Origin of the sequence: Streptomyces sp. DSM 40750 (assembly GCF_024612035.1) — a bacterium.
GTDB lineage: Bacteria > Actinomycetota > Actinomycetes > Streptomycetales > Streptomycetaceae > Streptomyces.
The window spans coordinates 3,392,709-3,409,773 of record NZ_CP102513.1 but is presented as its reverse complement, the minus strand read 5'-3'; the positions used below and the strand labels follow the sequence as shown (position 1 = coordinate 3,409,773).

The window sequence follows — 17,065 nt, the reverse complement described above, 5'->3', positions numbered from 1 at the left end:
CCTACGACAACGACAGGCGCTCCTCCAAAGAGAGGGTCACTCCTCGAAAGTGACGGTCACTCCTCGAACAGCGTCTCCTGCTCGCCCTCCTTCTCCTTCCGCAACCGCTGGTTCCGCGTGCCCACGACCACCGCCGTGACCGCGGCGGTACCGGCGAGTGCCACCGGGACCATCCAGCCCCGGTCGACCACATGGCGGAGTGCGTGGTCGAGGGAGAGCCGACCGGGGCCGGTGACCGCGAGACCGGCCGCGGCCAGGCCCAGGGTCGCGGCGTACTCGTAGCCGCCACTGGCGTTGAAGAAGCCGTTGGGCGCGTGGACCGCGGCCGCGCCACCCATCGCGCCCGCCGCGGCGGCACCGGCCGCGGGCGTCGCGAGGCCCAGCGCGAGCAGGGTGCCGCCGCCGGTCTCGGCCAGCCCGGCCGCGGTGGCGCTCGCCTTGCCGGGCGCGTACCCGACGGACTCCATGAACGCGCCGGTCCCCTGGATACCGCCCCCGCCGAACCAGCCGAACAGCTTCTGCGTCCCGTGCGCGGCGAGCACACCGCCCGCGCCCAGCCGGAGCAGCAGCAGGCCCAAGTCACGTCGGTCGAATGAGGTCATGACCACTCCCGGACAGCCCTTGTGAATGTCCCCTCCCGCGTATCCACCGTCGCACCGATCACACCCGCCCGACCCGCCCGCGCGCCCGTTCGGGTGGTGCCGCGTCCGGGCCGCGCCTCCGGTGGCGTACCCGTCGCAACGGTGTGAGGCTGACCGGCATGACGATCGCACCAGCCAAACTCAGTGACCCGACCGTCCGGGCCTTCGTCAACGCGGTGAACTCCCATGACCGCGACGCCTTCATGGCCCTCCTCGCCCCCGACGCGACCATGGCGGACGACGGTTCCGACCGGAACCTCGCGGAGTGGACCGACCAGGAGATCTTCTCCTCTCACGGTCATATGGAGGTCCGCCGGGAGTCCGACGGCGGCCGCTCCCTCGTCGCCGACTACCGCAACGACACCTGGGGCGAGATGCGCACCGCCTGGCGCTTCACGGTGTCGGAGGACGGCCGGATCAGCCGCTTCGAGACGGGCCAGGCCTGAGAACAGGCCCCCTGGGGGCTTGCCTTCGTGTGCGCTCCAACTCCTACCGTTCGTGGGCATGGAGAAGAACACGTACACGAGGTCCCTCGGCCGCAGCGGTATCCAGGTCAGCGCCCTCGGCTTCGGCTGCTGGGCGATCGGCGGCGAGTGGCAGGACACCGACGGGCAGCCGCTCGGCTGGGGAAAGGTGGACGACGAGGAGTCCGTACGGGCGATCCACCGCGCCCTCGACCTCGGCGTCACCTTCTTCGACACGGCCGACACCTACGGCACCGGCCACAGCGAGCGCGTGCTCGGCCGTGCCCTCGGCAAGCGCCGCGCGGATGTCGTCGTGGCCACCAAGTGGGGCAACCTCTTCGACGAGCGCACCCGTACCCGCGTCGGCCAGGACGACACCCCGGCCCACGCCCGCCGCGCCCTCACCGCGTCCCTCGACCGCCTGGGCACGGACCACATCGACCTGTACCAGTTCCACATCTCCGACGCCGACCCCGAGCGCGCGGCCGAACTCCGCGACACCTGCGAGGAGTTCGTGCGGGAGGGCCTGATCCGGGCGTACGCGTGGAGCACCGACGACGCCGAGCGCGCCGCCGTGTTCGCCGAGGGACCGCACTGCACGGCCGTACAGCACCGCCTGAACATTTTGCAGGACGCGCCCGAACTCCTCGGCCTGTGCGAGGAGTCGGAGCTGGCGAGCGTCAACCGCAGCCCGCTCGCCATGGGCCTGCTCACCGGGAGGCACACCGCCGGGCGTGCCCTGGAGGCCGGGGACATCCGCAGCACCCCGCCCGCGTGGCTGCCGGGCTTCACCGCGGACGTCGGCGCCGACCCGGAGTGGCTCGGCCGGGTCGAGGCGCTGCGCGAGATCCTGACCAGCGAGGGCCGTACGCTCGCGCAGGGCGCCCTCGCCTGGATCTGGGCCCGCAGCCCGCGGACCGTGCCCATCCCCGGTTTCCGTACCGTCGCCCAGGCCGAGGAGAACGCGGGCGCCCTCGCGAAGGGACCGCTCACAGCGGACCAGGTGGCCGAGGTCGACCGGGTCCTGGGGCGGTGAACGGCCCGTAGGAGCGGGGAGAGTGCCGGGAGTTCCCGCTTGGATACCGCCCGGAGAAGAAAAGTACGGCGGGCAGCCGTCCCGCGCTCCGGTGCTTACCTCGCGGTCCCACGCGAGGTCCGCCCCCTTCCGGAACGCGGAACGGCTGCCGCCTCCCCCCTCGGGTTGGCCGCGGAAGCCGCCGCCTCCAAGTGTGAAGCTCTTGTGGAGGCGGTCATGAGCATATGCCTGCCACGTGCTCGAATGGTCCGGAGCAACATCTTCCGTTTGTGCAAGTTAAGTCATGGACGAGTGTCGTGGGCACCTAGTGGGCGCCCAGTAGGCACCTGGTAGGCACCTGGTGCGCGCGGGCCGTGCGGCCTCCGCGTGCAACGGCTCAGCCACGTACGCCGTCCCGCTCGGCTACGTACGCCGTCCCGCTCAGCCCCGCCCCACGTACGGCATCGTCGTCGCCATCACCGTCGCGAACTGCACATTCGCCTCCAGCGGCAGCTCCGCCATGTGCCGCACGGTCCGCGCCACGTCCTCCACGTCCATCACGGGCTCGGGCATCAGCTCCCCGTTCGCCTGGAGCACCCCGTTCCGCATCCGCTCGGTCATGTCCGTCGCCGCGTTGCCGATGTCGATCTGGCCGACCGCGATGTTGTACGGCCGCCCGTCCAGCGAGAGCGACTTGGTGAGGCCGGTCAGCGCGTGCTTGGTCGCGGTGTAGGCGACGGAGTGCGGGCGGGGCGTGTGCGCGGAGATGGAGCCGTTGTTGATGATCCGCCCGCCCTGGGGGTCCTGCTCCTTCATCTGCCGGTACGCCGCCTGCGCGCACAGGAACGCCCCGTTGAGGTTGGTGTCCACGACGTGCCGCCAGGCCGCGTAGTCCAGCTCCTCCACCGGCACACCGCCCGGGCCGAACGTGCCCGCGTTGTTGAACAGCAGGTCGAGCCGCCCGAACCGTTCTCGTACGGCGGCGAAGAGCGCGTCCACGTCTCCGGGTCGTGAGACGTCCGTACGGACGCACAGCGCCTCCGGAGTCTCCGTGCCGACGCCGGCCGCCGTCTCGGCGAGCCTTTCCGCGCGGCGGCCCGCCAGCGCCACCGACCAGCCGGTGCGCAGCAACTCCACGGCCACGGCGCGGCCGATACCGGAGCCCGCACCTGTCACAATCGCGATCTTGGTTCCTTTGACCTTCATGGGCCCGCAGCGTAGGCGAGGGCCCGCGCCCGGCCGAGCGGAAGGGCTCCGGCATCCGGAACTCATCAGTCCGCCATCTCGCTGTTGTGTACGTGACAGAAGATCGTCGAACCTGGCCACTCCAATGCCAAGTACAACAACCGTCAGGGGAGGGCCAGATGACACCCGCAGCCCAGAAGTCGACGCAGCCCCGTTCGTCCCACGCACCCGAACTCCGCGCCGCCGCCAGGCACTTCGACCGGCGCCGCTTCCTCACCGTCACCGGCGCCGCAGCCGCGCTCGCCTTCACCACCAACCTCCCCGCGGCGGGCGCCGCGGCCGCCGCCCCGCTCGACGCGCGGCGGATCACCGAGAACCCCTTCACCCTCGGCGTGGCCTCCGGCGACCCGCTGCCCGCCTCCGTGCTGCTGTGGACCCGGCTCGCCCCGGCCCCGTACCAGCCCGACGGCGGCCTGCCCGCCGAACGCGTCGCCGTCCAGTGGGAGCTGGCCCACGACGAGAGCTTCCGGCGGATCGTCAGACGAGGCACGGCCACCGCCCACCCCGAGTTCAGCCACACCGTGCACGTCGAGGTCGGCTACCTCGACCCCGGGCGCGTCTACTACTACCGCTTCCGCACCGGCACCTGGATCAGCGAGACCGGCCGCACCCGCACCGCCCCCGGCCGCAGCCACCTGACCGGCTCCACCGGCCTGTCCTTCGCGGCCGTCTCCTGCCAGGCCTACTCGGACGGCTACTACACCGCCTACCAGCACCTGGCGGGCGAGGACATCGATGTCGTCTTCCATCTCGGGGACTACCTCTACGAGTACGCGGTCAACTCGGTCGGCGGCAACCGCAAGTACGGCGACCGCGTCCTGCCCGACCTGTTCAACCGCGAGACGGTCACCCTGGAGGACTACCGCCTGCGGTACGCCCTCTTCAAGACCGACCCCGATCTGCGGGCCGCGCACGCCGCGCACCCGTTCGTCGTCACCTGGGACGACCACGAGACCGAGAACAACTACGCGGACGACATCCCCGAGAACTCCGTACCGCCCGAGGAGTTCCTGCTGCGCCGCGCCGCCGCGTACCGCGCGTACTGGGAGAACCAGCCCCTGCGCGCCCCGCAGAAACCCGACGGCCCCGACATGAGGCTCTACCGCCGCTTCAACTGGGGCCGCCTCGCCCAGTTCGACATCCTCGACACCCGCCAGTACCGCTCCAACCAGGCGTACGGCGACGGCTGGCAGACCCCGGGACCGGACTCCGCCGACCCGGCGCGCACGATAACGGGCGCCACCCAGGAACGCTGGCTCCTCAACGGCTGGGCCAAGTCCGACGCCGTCTGGAACGTCGTCCCCCAGCAGGTCACCTTCTCCCAGCGCCGCAACGCCGTCGGCGACAACTACAAGGTGTCCATGGACTCCTGGGACGGCTACACCGCCTCCCGCGAGCGGATCCTCGCGGGCGCCGACGCGGCCGGCATCGAGAACCTGATGGTCCTCACGGGTGACGTCCACGTCGGCTACGCCTTCGACATCAAGCGCGACTTCGACAACCGCTCGTCCCGGACCGTCGGCACGGAGCTCGTCGCCACCTCCATCAGCAGCGGCGGCAACGGCTCCGACAAGCCCGCCAACTGGGACACCTACATGACCGCCAACCCCCACATGCGCTTCTACAACGGCCGCCGCGGCTATGTGACCGTGGCGCTCGACAGGCAGTCGGCCCGCGCCGACTTCAAGGCGGTGCCGTACGTGACGACGACCGGGGCCGGGATCTCCACGGTCGCGTCGTTCGCGGTGGAGGCGGGCAGGCCGGGGCTCACGCCGGCGTAGCCGCCAGTCGGTCACCCCGACGGTCGTCCTCGCCGGGATAGCGGACGCCGATGCGGTTCCGGATCGCGTCGAGTGTCCGCATCACGGCGAGGGTGCCGTCGAGGGGGACGAGCGGGGACTCCGTCTCGCCTGCGCGCAGCGCCCGCATGACCTCGGCGGCCTCGTGACGGAGGCTGTTGCGGGGGCCGTCGGCCGGGTCCGCGGCGAAGGTCTGCGGGTCGCGGCCGTCACGGTGCAGGACGAATTGGTCCGGGAAGAAGAAGCCGGACGGGATGTCGATGCGGCCCTCGGAACCGGTCACCGAGGCGGAGGTGCCCGTGCCGCCCACGATGGAGCAGTGCAGCGAAGCGATGGCACCGCTCTCCCAGGAGAGCAGTGCTCCGGTCTGGAGATCGACGCCCTCGTCGGAGAGCATCGCCCGTCCGGTCACGTCCGACGGCTCCCCGAGCAGCAGCTGCGCGAAGGAGACCGGATACACACCGAGGTCGAGCAGCGCGCCGCCGCCCTGCGCCGGGTCCCGCAGCCGGTGCGAGGGCGGGAAGGGCCCGGCGAGCCCGAAGTCGGCCTGCACCGTCCGTACTTCACCGATCGCGCCGTCCCGCACCGCCTCGGCGAGCCGCCGCATCAGCGGGTTGCAGTACATCCACATGGCCTCCATCAGGAACCGCCCACGCTCCCGCGCCAGCGCGACCAGTTCCTCAGCCTCCGGCAGGTTCAGCGTGAACGCCTTCTCGCACAGCACGTTCCGCCCCGCCTCCAGACACATCCCGGCGGCCGTCCGGTGCGCCGAGTGCGGCGTGGCGACGTACACCACATCCACGTCCGCGTCCTCGGCGAGGGCACGCCAGTCGCCGTACGCCCTCGGTATCCCGAACCGTTCCGCGAAGGCCTTCGCCGAGTCCTCGCTCCGCGAGGCCACCGCCACGACCTCGGCGTCCGGCAGGTCGACGAGGTCGGCCGTGAAGGCCGCGGCGATCCCTCCGGTCGCCAGAATCCCCCACCGCACACGTCCGTCGTTCGACATCGCCACCCCTGTCCTCGGCCCCGGGGCGGAACTGTGACCCCGCCCACGTCGTACGAGCTGAGAGCATAGGTGGCGGACCGAACGCAGAGGGAGGGGCACATGCCCGAGGGGCACATACCGGGCTCGGCACCGGCCGAGCCGAACACCGTGGCGGCGGTACCGGCGACTCAGGCGGCATCGCAGTCGTCGAATCCGTCGAACCGCTCGAAGCCGTCGCAGCCGACCCCCGAGCCCGGCGTCAGGCAGTCGGCAGCCAACCCCACCGCCCTCCGCCGCACCGGCCTCCTCGTCACCCTCATCCTCGGCGGCCTCACGGCCACCCCGCCGCTCGCGATGGACATGTACCTCCCGGCCCTGCCGGAGGTCACCGACTCGCTGCACGCCCCCGCCACCACGGTCCAGCTCACCCTGACCGCCTGCCTCGCCGGCATGGCGCTCGGCCAGCTGCTGATCGGCCCGATGAGCGACCGCTGGGGCCGTAAGCGCCCCCTCCTCATCGGCCTGGTCGTCTACATCCTGGCCACCGCCCTGTGCGCCCTCGCTCCCACCATCGAGACCCTGATCGCCTTCCGGGTCGTCCAGGGCCTCGCCGGCTCGGCCGGGATCGTGATCGCCCGGGCCGTGGTCCGCGACCTCTACGACGGCGACGCGATGGCCCGCTTCTTCTCGACCCTGATGCTGATCTCCGGGGTGGCCCCGATCGTCGCGCCGCTGCTCGGCGGCCAGATCCTGCGCGTCACGGACTGGCGGGGCGTCTTCGTCGTACTGACCGTCATCGGTGTCGCCCTGCTGGCGGTCGTCTGGGCGAAGCTCCCCGAGACGCTCACCCCCGCCGACCGCCACAGCGGCGGCATCGGCGAGACGCTGGGCGCGATGCGCGGCCTGCTCACCGACCGGGTCTTCATGGGCTACGTACTCGCCGGCGGCTTCGCCTTCGCCGCGCTCTTCGCGTACATCAGCGCCTCCCCGTTCGTGATCCAGGAGATCTACGGCGCCTCCCCGCAGACGTTCAGCCTGCTCTTCGGCGTCAACTCCGTCGGCCTTGTCATCGTCGGCCAGATCAACGGCAAGATCCTGGTCGGCCGGGTCAGCCTGGACACGGTCTTCGCGGTGGGCCTCGCGATCGTCGCCCTGTCCGCGACCGCGCTGCTGCTGATGTCCCTGGGCGTCTTCGGCGAGGTGGGCCTCGCCCCGGTGGCGGCGGCCCTCTTCGTCCTGATGTCCGCGATGGGCGTCACCCTCCCCAACACCCAGGCCCTCGCCCTGATGCGGGTACGCCACGCCGCGGGGTCCGCGTCGGCGCTGCTGGGGACCTCGTCCTTCCTGATCGGCGCGATAGCGTCCCCCTTGGTCGGCGTCGCGGGCGAGGACACCGCCGTCCCCATGGCCGTGGTCCAACTCACCGCGACACTGGTGGCCGCGACCTGCTTCGTGGCACTGTGCCGTCCTTGGAACAGGCGTACGACGCTGGAGGGAGCAGAGAGCTGAGCGCGCCGAGACTGCGCACGGACACCCCGGAACGGGCCGGACTCGACCCCGAGGAACTGCGCCATCTCGTACGAGAGGTGCGCGCGCTGACAGAAGGGGACCGCCCCCGGGCCCCCGCCGCCGTCGTACTCGTCGGCCGCGGCCCCTACGTGGCCGTCGAGGAGGCGGCGGGCTGGGCGGTCCGCTACGCGTCCTACGACGAGCGCTCCGACAGCGGCGTGGAGCTGCCGCCGGAGGCCCGCATCCCGGTGAGGCCGGAAACCCCCTTCGACCTGGCCTCCCTCACCAAGCTCTTCACCGCCGTGGCGGCGGTCCAGCAACTGGAACGCGGCACCCTCGGCATCGACGCGAAGCTGGCGGCGTACCTCCCCGACTTCGCGGGCGCGGCCCGACACGGCCTGACCGTCCGCCACCTCCTCACCCACACCTCAGGCCTCCGCCCCGAACTCCCGCTCTACGACTGCCCGTCGCCGGACGCCCGTCTGGCGATGCTCCGCTCGGAGGCCCCGACGGCCCCGCCCGGCACGGCCCACGCCTACTCCGACCTGAACCTCCTGCTCCTCCAGCACGTCCTGGAACGCCTGACGGGCCGGACCCTGGACGTACTGATCCGCGACGGCATCACCCACCCCCTCGGCATGACGTCCACGGGCTTCGGCCCCTACCGGACGGCCGCCGCGACCGAGGACCAACGCCGCCCCTGGGCCAAGGCCGACCGAGGCATGCTCCGGGGCGAGGCGCACGACGAGAACGCCTGGTCCCTCGGCGGCGTCGCCGGCCACGCAGGCCTCTTCTCGACGGCCCGGGACCTGGCGATCTTCTGCCGCACGTTACTGGCCGGCGGCTCCTACGGCCCCGCCCGCATACTCGGCCCCGACTTCGTGGAGCTGATGCTGACCCCGCCCGGCCTCGGCTTCGCCCTCGACCAGCGGTGGTTCATGGGGGAGTTGGCGGGGAGGGGCGCGGCGGGGCATACGGGCTTCACGGGCACGTCACTGGTGCTGGACCCGGCGACGGACACCTTCCTGATCCTGCTCACGAACGCGGTCCATCCACGCCGCCGGGACCCGATCAACGCGGAGCGGGCGGCGGCGGGGACTCGGGTGGCTCGGGCGGTGCGGGGGACATGAGGGCGGGCCGGGCGACTATGGCATTTTCAATGCCATACTGGGTTCATGGCTGACGACAGCGTCGACTTCCTTCCCGGTGAAGGCCCCACCAGCGGTGTCTCCGTCACGCTCACCGCCGGCACTCTTCAGGCGATCCGGGAACGGGTCGGCAAGCGGGGTGTGTCCGCCTATCTGGAGCGGGCGGCGCAGCGGCAGATAGAGCGTGACAACCTGGACGAGCTGATCGCGGACTTCGACAAAGCGCACGGACCGGCCGACCCGGAGGCCGTGGCGGCCAAGCGGGCCCGGCTCACGGGCGGCGCGGCCCACGCGAATGAGGCCGCGTGAGCGGCGCGTTGGTGCTCGACAGCGAGGGACTCGCGAAAGCCGTACAACGGGACCGCGAGGTGCACGAGTGGCTGACGGCGGCCCGTGAGGCGGACCTGCCCGTGCTCACCTCCGCCGCGGTGCTGGTCGAGGTCGTCCATCCCCGGATCAATGACGCCGCGCTGAGGTGGACGCTGTCCCGGCTCCGGGTGGAGCCGGTCTCGCAGGCTGTCGCACAGTCCGCGGTCACCCTGCTGCGAGGCGCGGGACTGCACGGCCACAAGTACGCCATCGACGCCATGCTGTGCGCGACCGCGGTGCAGCAACCGGGCCGGGTGACCATCCTGACCTCCGACGTGGAGGACATGGGCATGCTCCTCGTCGACCATCCACGCGTGGTGGCGGAGAAGGTCTGATTCCGGCAGTGCGGGCCGCCCATACAATCACCACGTGAACGCCCCCCTTCCCCCCGCCGACACCCTCCGCGCCGCCCTCTCCGCCCTCCTCGACGGTCTCCCGCCGAAGTCGGCCACGCAGGCGGTCGACCGGCTGATCGCGAAGTACCGGGGGCGGACGCCGACGGACGCGCCGGTGCTGCGGGACCGGTCGGATGTGGTGGCGTACGCGGCGTACCGGATGCCGGCGACGTTCGAGGCGGTGTGCTCGGCGCTCGACGCGTTCGCGGCGGCAGTGCCCGGATGGGCGCCCGGCAGTCATGTCGACGTGGGTGGGGGTACGGGCGCGGCGACATGGGCCGTGAGCGCCACCTGGGAGGGCGGGCGGCCGGTGACCGTGCTCGACTGGGCGGAGCCGGCGCTGGCGCTGGGGCGGGAGATCGCCGGAGCGAACCCGGATCTGAAGACCGCCGAGTGGCGGCGCTCGCGTATCGGATCGGCGCTCACCATCGAGAGCACTGATCTCGTCACCATCTCCTACGTCCTCGGCGAGCTGACCGACGCCGACCGCACCGCCGTCGTCGACGCCGCCGCGACCGCCGCCCAGGCCGTCGTGATCATCGAACCCGGCACCCCCGACGGCTACACCCGCGTCATCGAGGCCCGCGACCGCCTCATCGACGCCGGTTTCCACATCGCCGCCCCCTGCCCGCACAGCGCCGCCTGCCCGATCGTCCCCGGCGAGGACTGGTGCCACTTCTCCGCCCGGGTCAGCCGTTCCTCCCTGCACCGCCAGGTCAAGGGCGGCTCCCTGCCGTACGAGGACGAGAAGTTCAGCTACGTCGCCGCCACCCGCTTTCCCCCGACCCCGGCCCCCGCCCGCGTCGTACGCAAGCCGCAGATCCGTAAGGGCCAGGTCCTCCTCGACCTCTGCGAGTCCGAGCCCGGCCTCGGCCGGACCACGGTCACCAAGCGCCACGGTCTCCTCTACAAGGCGGCGAGGGACGCGGAGTGGGGAGACGCCTGGCCACCGGCCGAAGTCGGCGACCAGGCTTGAGGGCCCCCGCCCGGTGACGGGAGCTCAGTGGCAGGCGGGCAGGTGCTGGGCCTGGACGTAGCCCCAGCGTCCGGAGTGGGGGGCGTAGCCGAGGATCCAGGACTTCCTGTTATGGGTTCCGCAGCGTTCGGTGGTGATGTGGAAGGGATCACCCGCCCGGACGTTCCCGATGACGAAGGACTTGGGCGCGTTGCGCAGGGTTCCGACGTGATTGCTGCCGACGTGCAGCACGGTCCGCTTGCTCTTCCCGGCGTGCGGGGCGCTCATCACCACGTCCTTGCTCTTCCCGCTGCCACCGACGCCGCGCTGGTCGGGCAGCGGCTGCCCGTGCTTGTTGTAGGCGCGTGGGTCGGCCAGGCAGGACTTGGCGATGAATCCCCAGCTCGGTTCGCCGGCCTTCGCGTAGTCGAACACGAGCGCGTAGTTCTTGTAGGTGTACCGGACGCCGACCTTGTAGGCCTTGCCGCGGGGCGAACGCTGTTGCTTGGTCCAGCCCCAGTCCGGGATTCCCGCCTTGGGATAGTTGGCGTGGATCATGCAGCTCGCCCGGGTGAGGGTGGTCGGGTGCGTGTATTTGTCGCCGTTGGCGTTCTCGGCGGAGGCCGTCGGGGCGAGGACGGACAGAGGTGTCGCCAACGCGGTGGCGATGACGACGAGTGGCTTCCACATGCGCATGAGAGCTCCTGACGGCGAGGTCGACCTTGGCTGCCCGTAGGGGGCGCTGCCTGTGAGGGAAGCGCATCCGTCGCAGCTCTGCCGTGAACCCGCAGGTCAATCAGCCGGATAGGTGACGCTTGCTGATGTTTGCTGCCTTGCCCGTTCCGAAAAATCACTTGCGGTGTCCGCGCGGTTTCCGGCTATGTCATCGGTCATGTCAACCACGCCGTATCTGGACGAGATAACCTCCGCCAACCTCGACGCCGCGACCGACGTGCGCGTCCGCCCCGACCAGGAACACCTGGTCGAGCCGGTCGTGAAGTCCCTCGCCGAGGCGTACGTCCATCCCGGCGTCGCCTGGCCCCGCCTCATCCGCGACGGCGACCGGGCCGTCGGTTTCCTCATGGCCTTCCTCGACATCGACTGGAAGGGCGACGGCACGGGCACCGACATCCGTTCCGGGCTCTGGCGCCTCAATATCGCCGCGGACGAACAGGGCCGGGGCTACGGCCGTTTCGCCGTCGAGGCCGTGGCCGCAGAGATCCGCCGCCGGGGCGGCAGCCGGCTCTTCGTCACCTGGCACCCCGGACCCGACGGCCCGGAGGCCTTCTACCTCGGCCTCGGCTTCCGTACGACCGGGGAGACCAGCGGGGGCCAGACGGTGGGGGTGCTGGAGCTGGCCGGTCCGGCTCCGGCGACCTTGGACTGATACGGCAGCTCCGCCTCGCCGAAGCCCCTCAAGGCGGCCCCGGCGGGGCGGACCCACTCCGGTTCACGACGTCTCGCCGGTGGTCCCCTCCGTCTCCGGCCGCCCTTCCTGGCGTTTCTCCTGGAGCTTGCGCAGCAGCTCCCGCTTCTGGGCCTGGGGGTCGAGGCCGCCGCCGACGCGGCCGTTCGCGGGGCCGCCGCGCAGTGCCTTGCGGCCCAGATTCCGGCGGGCGCCGCCCACTCCCAGCATGTTTCCCGCTCCACCTCGGGTCATGACACTCTCCCTCGCTGTGACGATACGGTTCGTCTCGCTGACGCTCACCACCATCAGGCGAGACGCATCGTCTTGTCAACCTGATAAATTCGGACCATGGCCAAGAAGACCGCCCCCGATTCCGCCCGGCGCAGCGAGAAGTCACGTCGCGCCATCTACGACGCCGCCCTCGCCCTCGTCACCGAGGTCGGTTACCAGAAGACGACCATCGAGGGCATCGCGGCCCGCGCCGGCGTCGGGAAGCAGACGATCTACCGGTGGTGGACGTCCAAGGCGGACGTCCTGCTGGAGGCGTTCATCGACCTGAGCGCCCAGGCGGCGGAGGCCGCGGCCCGCCCCGAAGTCATCGGGGAACAGGCGGAGTACGAGATCCCGGACACCGGTGATCTGGAGGCCGATCTCAAGGCGGTCCTGCGTGCCACCGTGGACGAACTGCTCGACCCCAAGTTCGAGGCCCCCTCGCGGGCTCTGGCCGCCGAGGGGGTGGTGAACCAACAGCTCGGCACCGAGTTCGTGGCCAAACTCCTCGAACCCCAGCTCCAGTTGTACGTGAAGCGCCTGCGCTCGGCCCAGGAACAGGGCGCCGTACGCCCCGACATCGACCCGCGCATCGCCCTGGAGCTCTTCGTCTCACCGCTCGCCCAGCGCTGGCTCCAGTACACGGGCCCCATCTCGTACGCGTACACGGACGCCCTCGTCGAGTACGCCCTCCACGGACTCGCGCCCCGCTGACCGGGTCAACTCCCCGCCCAGGTGTGACCAAACCGACCGAGAAGGGCCTGGCGGCGGACCGTAAATCCCGTCAAAGAAGGTAATAGACCACCATCCCTGTCCGCCGCCCGGCATCGCCCCACCTACCCCGGATGGGCGCTCCGGCTCCCCGGAGCGCAGGATGGTGGGACCATGAGGCATGCTGTCCGCACCACAGCGAGGCGAGGGGATAGATGAGCGCGACGTTCGGCGGCCGGTCCGGTCGGCAGGGCAGGATCTCCGAGTGGCTGCGCGCCCGCCGTACGAGCCGCCCGCTCGACAGTGCGGCCGACGAAGCCGGCCGTGAGGAACTGCTGCTCGCCGCCGCAGCCGCGGGACTCCCGCTCGCGCCCGCCGCGTACCCCTCGGGCTACCGGTGTTCCTGCGACCGCGTCGGCTGTCCCACCCCCGCCCGGCACCCGGTGTCGTTCGCCTGGCAGACGCAGTCCACCACCGACAGCGCCCAGATCGAGCGGTGGGCCCGGCACCAGCCGCAGGCCAACTTCATCACCGCGACCGGCATGGTCCACGACGTGCTGGACGTGCCGCTCGCCGCCGGCCGTGAGGCCCTGGAGCGGCTGCTCGCCTCCGGGATCGAGGTGGGCCCCGTCGCGGAGTCCGAGTCCGAGTCCGACGACGGGCGGCTCCTCTTCTTCACTCTCACCCGGGGCACGCCCGAGGAGGAGGACGAGTGGTGGCCCTGCGAGCTGGACTGCCACCCGGAGACCATGGACGAGCATCCGGGGCTGCGCTGGCACTGCCGCGGGTCGTACGTCCTCGTCCCGCCGGCCCGGCTCCCCGGTGATCTCGCCGTCCACTGGGTGCGCGGCCTCGAACACCCGCTGCCGGACCCGCTGACCCTGCTGGAGACCCTCACCGACGCGTGCTCCCGCCACGTGGGCGAGGAGCCGGGCCACACCGACTCGGCCTGGCCGTCGAGGGGCTGACTCCTCAGCCCCGTCCGGCGGTCACTCGCCCTTGGCCCCCGTGAGCCCGCCCACCTGGCTCAGGAACTTCACCTGCTGGTCCGACTCCGTCTTCGCCGGATCGAGCACCGCCTGGTTGTTCACGAACTCCAGCGTCAGCGACTCCTTGGGCTCGCCCGTTATCAGCGCCCGGACGGCCGCGTCGTTGACGGGGATGTCCACGCCCTGCGCAGCGGTCTGCTTCTGGTAGTGGCGGGTGGTGAAGAAGACCAGTGCCCCGCCGTCCGTGGTGCGCAGACCGACCGGCGCGTAGTCGCCGTTGGTCAGGGCCTCGTCGATGTACTGCCGCGCCAGGCCCGGCTTCCGCGCGTTCTGCTGGCGCTCGGAGCGCTCTTCGGAGGTGTACGGGCCGTCCGCGAAGAGGGCGCTGTCCTCCCTCAGGTACGTCACGTACTTGTCGGGCAACTCGGCGGGCGTGACGGAGAGTTCGGCATCGTCCGGCGTGACCGCCTGGGCGTAGCCGTTCTCGTCCTTCTCGAACTCCGGCACGTCGGCGGCGGCCATGATCGTGAGGAAGGACACCTCCCACAGATCGGTGAGGCCGTCCCGGGTGAAGACGAACAGCCAACGGTCCGTCGCGTTGCCCTTGTTGGCGGCCGCGTCGGCCACGAACCAGCGCGGCCAGGCCGCCTTCTCCGGGATCGTGTACGTGACGTCGGTCAGCTTCAGCGCCACATGGTTCGGGTTGCCGCTCGGGTTGATCTTCGCGCCCGAGCGGAGCTTGCCGCCGTCGATGTCGGCGAGCGCGCCGGTGACCCGGGAGGCGTCCTGGGACTGGTCGTACTCCTTGTCCGCCTTGTTGTACGCGGTGGTGAAGTCCTTCAGCGCCCGCGCCGCCTCCGCCTGTGTCGCCGCAGGGACGATCTCCAGATCGCCGCGGACCACCACGCACCCGCTCGCCGTCAACGACAGCGCGGTCACCGCCGTGGTCAGCAGCGCGCTACGGCCGTACGAACGAAGTCCGAGGAACCTCCCGCGTGTACGAACCGGACGAACCTCACGAAGCCTTCGTGGGCTCCGAACCCCGCGCACCCTGCTCATCAGGAATCTTCACCTTCCCCTTCCCGGAGGCGAACCCTACCGGGGCGAGAAACAGCGCGAGCGTCGGGATCAGGTACAGGAGCCAGACCGTGACTTGGAGGACCGTCGGGTCGGGCTGGAAGTTGAAGACGCCCTTCAGGAGCGTGCCGTACCAGCTGTCCGGCGGGATCGTCCCGGTGATGTCGAAGGCCTTGTTCGTCAGGCCGGGCAGGAAGTCGGCCTCCTGGAGGTCGTGGAAGCCGTACGCGAGGACGCCGGCCGCGACCACGACCAGCATGCCGCCGGTCCAGGTGAAGAACTTGGCGAGGTTGATGCGCAGGGCACCCCGGTAGAACAGCCAGCCCAGCGCGACCGCCGTGGCCAGGCCCAGCAGTACGCCGATCAGCGGGCCCTCGGTGCCGTCGTTCGACGCGCGCACCGACGTCCACACGAACAGCGAGGTCTCCAGGCCCTCCCGGCCCACCGCCAGGAACGCGGTCGCCACCAGCGCGCCGGTGCCCATCTGGAGGGCCGCGTCGAGCTTGCCGTGCAGTTCGGCCTTCAGATGGCGGGCCGTGCGCCGCATCCAGAAGACCATCCACGTCACCAGGACCACCGCGACGATCGACAGCGAGCCGCCGAGGGCCTCCTGCGCCTTGAACGTCAGTTCCTGGGAGCCGAATTCGAGGACGCAGCCGAAACCGAGGGCCAGCGCGACGGCGACGCCGATGCCGATCCAGACGGGCTTCAGCGCGTCCCGGCGGTCCGTCTTCACCAGGTAGGCGATGAGGATGCAGACGACGAGGCTGGCCTCCAGACCCTCCCGCAGACCGATCAGATAGTTCGCGAACACGGCCTCAGGCCTCCGTCGTCGATGCGGAGAACAGCGCCCGGCCCCACCAGTCGTCCGCGTCCCGGACGCCCGGCGGGACCGCGAAGATCGCCGAACCCACGTGCTGGATGTACTCGTTGAGCGCGTCCGTGGCCAGCTTGCGCTGGATCGGGACGAACCCCGTCCGCACGTCACGCTGGTACGCGAGGAAGAACAGGCCCGCGTCCAGGCGGCCGAGGCCGTCCGTGCCGTCGGTGAAGGAGTAGCCGCGGCGCAGGATCGTCGCCCCGTCGTTGGAGTCGGGGTGCGCGAGCCGTACGTGCGCGTCCGGCAGCATCGCCTTCAGGAACGGCTCGTCGCGCTCCTTCGCCTTGCCGACCGGGGCGCCCTCGCCCTTGTCGCGGCCGAAGATGTCCTCCTGCTCCTGCAGCGAGGTCCGGTCCCAGGTCTCGATGTGCATGCGGATACGGCGGGCGACGAGGTAAGAGCCGCCGGTCATCCAGGCAGACTTCTCGTCGACGTCCTTCTCGCCCACCCACACGTGCTTCTTCAGCCGGGCCGTCTCGGTGCCCGCGATGTTGCGGGTGCCGTCCTTGAATCCCATGAGGTTGCGCGGGGTCTGGGCCTCCGGGGTGGTCGACGAGGTCTTGCCGAAGCCGAGTTGGGACCAGCGCACGGAGACCTTGCCGAAGCCGATGCGGGCGAGGTTGCGGATGGCGTGCACCGCGACCTGCGGATCGTCCGCGCAGGCCTGGATGCACAGGTCACCGCCGCTGCGGGCCTTGTCCAGGTTGTCGCCCGCGAACTGAGGGAGATCCACGAGGGCTTCGGGCCGCTGCTCCGCCAGCCCGAACCTGTCGAACAGCGACGGCCCGAAGCCGATCGTCAGCGTCAGCCGGGACGGCCTCAGTCCCAGAGCCTCGCCCGTGTCGTCCGGCGGCGCCTCCGCCAGACCGCCGTACGCGCCCTCACCGACCGCCTTCCCGGCCGTCATCCGGCGCGCGGCGGCCGTCCAGTCCTTCAGCATCGCCACGAACTCGGCCCGGTCGTCCGTCTTCACATCGAAGGCGGCGAAGTGCAGCCGGTCCTGCACGGCCGTGGCGATCCCGGCCTGATGGGTGCCGTGGAAGGCGACAGCGGCACCGGCGGTGGGTGCCGCGTCGTCATCGGTGCGCGCCACGGCGACCGCGCCGCCGGCCGCGGCGGCACCGAGCGCGAGCCCGGCACCGCCCCAGCCGATGAGCGAACGCCGCGACGGAGTAGGGGGGTTGGGGGAGTCCTCGGCGTTCATC

Annotated in this window: 19 protein-coding genes; 11 read left to right on the top strand and 8 right to left on the bottom strand. The window is 71.0% G+C overall.

The window, feature by feature from the left end:
* Positions 1 to 56 precede the first annotated feature (56 nt).
* A complete protein-coding gene (locus JIX55_RS15205) occupies positions 57 to 602 on the bottom strand; it encodes a DoxX family membrane protein (protein ID WP_257563853.1) in 546 nt (181 codons plus the stop codon).
* 158 nt (positions 603 to 760) lie between these two features.
* On the opposite strand from JIX55_RS15205, the gene JIX55_RS15200 reads away from it, so the two are divergent.
* Together JIX55_RS15200 and JIX55_RS15195 are read left to right on the top strand one after the other, a co-directional pair.
* Entirely contained in the window at positions 761 to 1,087 is a 327-nt protein-coding gene (locus JIX55_RS15200) for a nuclear transport factor 2 family protein (protein WP_257563852.1), read from the top strand.
* 58 nt (positions 1,088 to 1,145) lie between these two features.
* Positions 1,146 to 2,141 carry an aldo/keto reductase gene (locus JIX55_RS15195; protein WP_257563851.1) on the top strand — a complete coding sequence of 332 codons (996 nt, stop codon included), beginning with the start codon at positions 1,146 to 1,148 and terminating at the stop codon, positions 2,139 to 2,141.
* Positions 2,142 to 2,561: 420 nt separating this feature from the next.
* On the opposite strand, the gene JIX55_RS15190 is transcribed toward JIX55_RS15195, so the two are convergent.
* A complete protein-coding gene (locus JIX55_RS15190) occupies positions 2,562 to 3,326 on the bottom strand; it encodes an SDR family oxidoreductase (RefSeq protein ID WP_257563850.1) in 765 nt (254 codons plus the stop codon).
* Between the two features lie 158 nt (positions 3,327 to 3,484).
* Here JIX55_RS15190 and JIX55_RS15185 point away from each other — a divergent pair, with 158 nt between their 5' ends.
* Positions 3,485 to 5,146 carry an alkaline phosphatase D family protein gene (locus tag JIX55_RS15185; protein ID WP_257563849.1) on the top strand — a complete coding sequence of 554 codons (1,662 nt, stop codon included), beginning with the start codon at positions 3,485 to 3,487 and terminating at the stop codon, positions 5,144 to 5,146.
* Here JIX55_RS15185 and JIX55_RS15180 read toward each other — a convergent pair.
* Complete coding sequence (locus JIX55_RS15180) at positions 5,133 to 6,170, bottom strand: Gfo/Idh/MocA family protein (protein ID WP_257563848.1); 1,038 nt, start codon at positions 6,168 to 6,170, stop codon at positions 5,133 to 5,135. The two genes, JIX55_RS15185 and JIX55_RS15180, sit on opposite strands and share 14 nt — an antisense overlap.
* A 99-nt stretch (positions 6,171 to 6,269) precedes the next feature.
* Here JIX55_RS15180 and JIX55_RS15175 point away from each other — a divergent pair, with 99 nt between their 5' ends.
* Genes JIX55_RS15175 through JIX55_RS15155 form a run of 5 tightly spaced genes read left to right on the top strand, consistent with a single transcriptional unit; the run spans position 6,270 to position 10,546 of the window.
* Entirely contained in the window at positions 6,270 to 7,658 is a 1,389-nt protein-coding gene (locus JIX55_RS15175; protein ID WP_257563847.1) for a multidrug effflux MFS transporter, read from the top strand.
* Positions 7,610 to 8,788 (top strand): serine hydrolase domain-containing protein, encoded by a 1,179-nt coding sequence (locus JIX55_RS15170; RefSeq protein WP_257563846.1) that lies wholly within the window; start codon positions 7,610 to 7,612, stop codon positions 8,786 to 8,788. The genes JIX55_RS15175 and JIX55_RS15170 overlap by 49 nt, the downstream gene beginning before the upstream one ends.
* Positions 8,789 to 8,833: 45 nt before the next feature.
* Positions 8,834 to 9,115: a hypothetical protein gene (locus tag JIX55_RS15165; protein ID WP_257563845.1), complete on the top strand. Its 282-nt coding sequence runs from the start codon at positions 8,834 to 8,836 to the stop codon at positions 9,113 to 9,115.
* Complete coding sequence (locus JIX55_RS15160) at positions 9,112 to 9,510, top strand: PIN domain-containing protein (RefSeq protein ID WP_257563844.1); 399 nt, start codon at positions 9,112 to 9,114, stop codon at positions 9,508 to 9,510. Before JIX55_RS15165 ends, JIX55_RS15160 begins: the two co-directional genes overlap by 4 nt.
* 34 nt (positions 9,511 to 9,544) lie before the next feature.
* Positions 9,545 to 10,546 carry a small ribosomal subunit Rsm22 family protein gene (locus JIX55_RS15155; RefSeq protein ID WP_257563843.1) on the top strand — a complete coding sequence of 334 codons (1,002 nt, stop codon included), beginning with the start codon at positions 9,545 to 9,547 and terminating at the stop codon, positions 10,544 to 10,546.
* A gap of 24 nt (positions 10,547 to 10,570) precedes the next feature.
* Here the strand turns inward: JIX55_RS15155 and JIX55_RS15150 are convergent, their stop codons facing one another.
* Positions 10,571 to 11,221 (bottom strand): hypothetical protein, encoded by a 651-nt coding sequence (locus JIX55_RS15150; RefSeq protein ID WP_257563842.1) that lies wholly within the window; start codon positions 11,219 to 11,221, stop codon positions 10,571 to 10,573.
* Between the two features lie 196 nt (positions 11,222 to 11,417).
* Here JIX55_RS15150 and JIX55_RS15145 point away from each other — a divergent pair, with 196 nt between their 5' ends.
* Positions 11,418 to 11,912 carry a GNAT family N-acetyltransferase gene (locus JIX55_RS15145; RefSeq protein WP_257563841.1) on the top strand — a complete coding sequence of 165 codons (495 nt, stop codon included), beginning with the start codon at positions 11,418 to 11,420 and terminating at the stop codon, positions 11,910 to 11,912.
* Positions 11,913 to 11,975: 63 nt separating this feature from the next.
* Here JIX55_RS15145 and JIX55_RS15140 read toward each other — a convergent pair whose 3' ends face one another.
* The gene (locus tag JIX55_RS15140) at positions 11,976 to 12,185 is read right to left on the bottom strand and encodes a DUF6243 family protein (protein ID WP_257563840.1); all 210 of its coding nucleotides are present in this window, start codon (positions 12,183 to 12,185) and stop codon (positions 11,976 to 11,978) included.
* Positions 12,186 to 12,281: 96 nt separating this feature from the next.
* Here JIX55_RS15140 and JIX55_RS15135 point away from each other — a divergent pair, with 96 nt between their 5' ends.
* A complete protein-coding gene (locus JIX55_RS15135) occupies positions 12,282 to 12,917 on the top strand; it encodes a TetR/AcrR family transcriptional regulator (RefSeq protein ID WP_257563839.1) in 636 nt (211 codons plus the stop codon).
* A 212-nt stretch (positions 12,918 to 13,129) separates the two neighbouring features.
* On the top strand, positions 13,130 to 13,882 hold the full coding sequence (locus tag JIX55_RS15130) for a bifunctional DNA primase/polymerase (protein ID WP_257563838.1): 753 nt from the start codon (positions 13,130 to 13,132) through the stop codon (positions 13,880 to 13,882).
* 21 nt (positions 13,883 to 13,903) lie between these two features.
* Here the strand turns inward: JIX55_RS15130 and JIX55_RS15125 are convergent, their stop codons facing one another.
* From JIX55_RS15125 to efeB, 3 genes are read right to left on the bottom strand one after another with little or no spacing between them, the layout of a single operon-like run.
* Positions 13,904 to 14,962: a hypothetical protein gene (locus JIX55_RS15125; RefSeq protein ID WP_257563837.1), complete on the bottom strand. Its 1,059-nt coding sequence runs from the start codon at positions 14,960 to 14,962 to the stop codon at positions 13,904 to 13,906.
* Positions 14,919 to 15,794, bottom strand: a complete 876-nt coding sequence (gene efeU / locus JIX55_RS15120) for an iron uptake transporter permease EfeU (RefSeq protein WP_257563836.1) — start codon at positions 15,792 to 15,794, stop codon at positions 14,919 to 14,921. Before efeU ends, JIX55_RS15125 begins: the two co-directional genes overlap by 44 nt.
* 4 nt (positions 15,795 to 15,798) lie before the next feature.
* The gene (gene efeB, locus JIX55_RS15115) at positions 15,799 to 17,064 is read right to left on the bottom strand and encodes an iron uptake transporter deferrochelatase/peroxidase subunit (RefSeq protein WP_257563835.1); all 1,266 of its coding nucleotides are present in this window, start codon (positions 17,062 to 17,064) and stop codon (positions 15,799 to 15,801) included.
* Position 17,065: the final 1 nt, after the last annotated feature.